Source organism: Cupriavidus basilensis (assembly GCF_029335485.1).
GTDB classification, from domain to species: domain Bacteria; phylum Pseudomonadota; class Gammaproteobacteria; order Burkholderiales; family Burkholderiaceae; genus Cupriavidus; species Cupriavidus basilensis_E.
Genome location: NZ_JARJLM010000306.1, coordinates 1 through 1,296, shown reverse-complemented (window position 1 = coordinate 1,296; position 1,296 = coordinate 1). Strand labels below are relative to the sequence as shown.

The following is a 1,296-nucleotide window of genomic DNA, read 5'->3' as shown; positions in this document are numbered from 1 at the left end:
AGGCAAACCCGCTACACTCGGGGGATTCCGCGCGGCCTTCCGGCCGCGCTTTTCGTCTTTCCACCGTCTTCCTCCCGCTCTTGCGCCGGCCGCCATGGATCCCAGGCTCTTGACGCTGTGTCTTGGCAATTTCGTCATCGGCACCGGCGCGATGATCGTTACCGGCATGTTGAACGACATTGCCGGCAACTTCCAGCTTGGCGCAGGCGCCGCCGGACAGTTGATCTCCGTCTTTGCGCTGGCCACCTGCGTGGGCGCGCCATTGTTCGCCACGCTCGGCTCGCGCATCGACCGCCGGCTGCTGCTGGCGGGCTCCCTGCTGGTCTATGCCGCGATGCACCTGGCGGCGGCATTCGCGCCGAACTTCGCCAGCCTGATGGCGATCCGCTTCCTGACCGCGATCGGGGCGGCCATCTATACGCCGCAAGCCGCAGCCACCCTGCCGCTGCTGGTCAATGCCCAGACCCGCGGGCGTGCCATCAGCTTCGTGTTCCTCGGCTGGAGCGTGGCCAGCGTGGTGGGCGTGCCGATGGGTACCTGGATTGCCAGCACGCTGGGCTGGCGCTTCAGCATGGGGCTGGTCGGCGTGATGGCGCTGGGCGCGGCGCTGGCAGTATGGCGGGCGCTGCCGCCGCGGCTGTATGTCGAGCCGGTGGGGCGGGCGGCCTGGAGCGCGGTGCTGCGGCATACGCCGATCGTGCTGGTGGTGGCCACCACCATGATCCAGTCGGCCGGCATGTTCACCCTGTTTACCTATATCGCCCCACTGCTGCGCGACGTGCACGGCATCAGCGGCGGCGAACTGAGCCTGATGTTCCTGGCTTATGGCGCCTGCGGTGTCGGCGGCAACGTGCTGGCGGCTTCGCGCATGGACCGGGTCACGCCTTCGCGCATCGTGCAGTTCGCCATGCTCACCTCGCTTGCCGCCATGCTGCTGTGGCCGCTGGCGGCCCTGGGACCGGTCGCGCTGGTGCTGGTCTTCATGCTGTGGGGCGTGGGCGGCTTTGCCACCAACAGTGCGCAGCAGGCGCGGCTGGTGGCGCTGGCGCCGGAGCGCGCGGCGGTGTCGATCTCGCTCAACTCCTCCTCCATCTACCTCGGGCAGGCCCTGGGCGCCATGGGGGGCGCGGCGATCTACGCCACCGCCGGCGCCGATACGCTGCACTGGGGCGCCGCGGCGCTGATGCTGCTGGCGCTGGCGGTATCGCAGCGCGCGCGTGCGCTGGGCTGCCGCCGGCGCGAAGCGCCCCCGCAACAGGCCTGAGTCCGTTTCTGGGTCCGCCTCCAGGGCGTACG

At 69.8% G+C, this 1,296-nt stretch carries 1 protein-coding gene; it reads left to right on the top strand.

Annotated features, from left to right (window positions below; all coding sequences use genetic code 11):
- The first annotated feature begins 94 nt into the window (after positions 1 to 94).
- A complete protein-coding gene (locus tag P3W85_RS17965; protein ID WP_276265784.1) occupies positions 95 to 1,264 on the top strand; it encodes an MFS transporter in 1,170 nt (389 codons plus the stop codon).
- The last annotated feature ends 32 nt before the right edge of the window (positions 1,265 to 1,296 follow it).

Excerpts from the sequence above, each read along its gene's own strand:
- P3W85_RS17965 (WP_276265784.1), top strand. The coding sequence starts at position 95 with ATGGATCCCAGGCTCTTGACGCTGTGTCTTGGCAATTTCGTCATCGGC.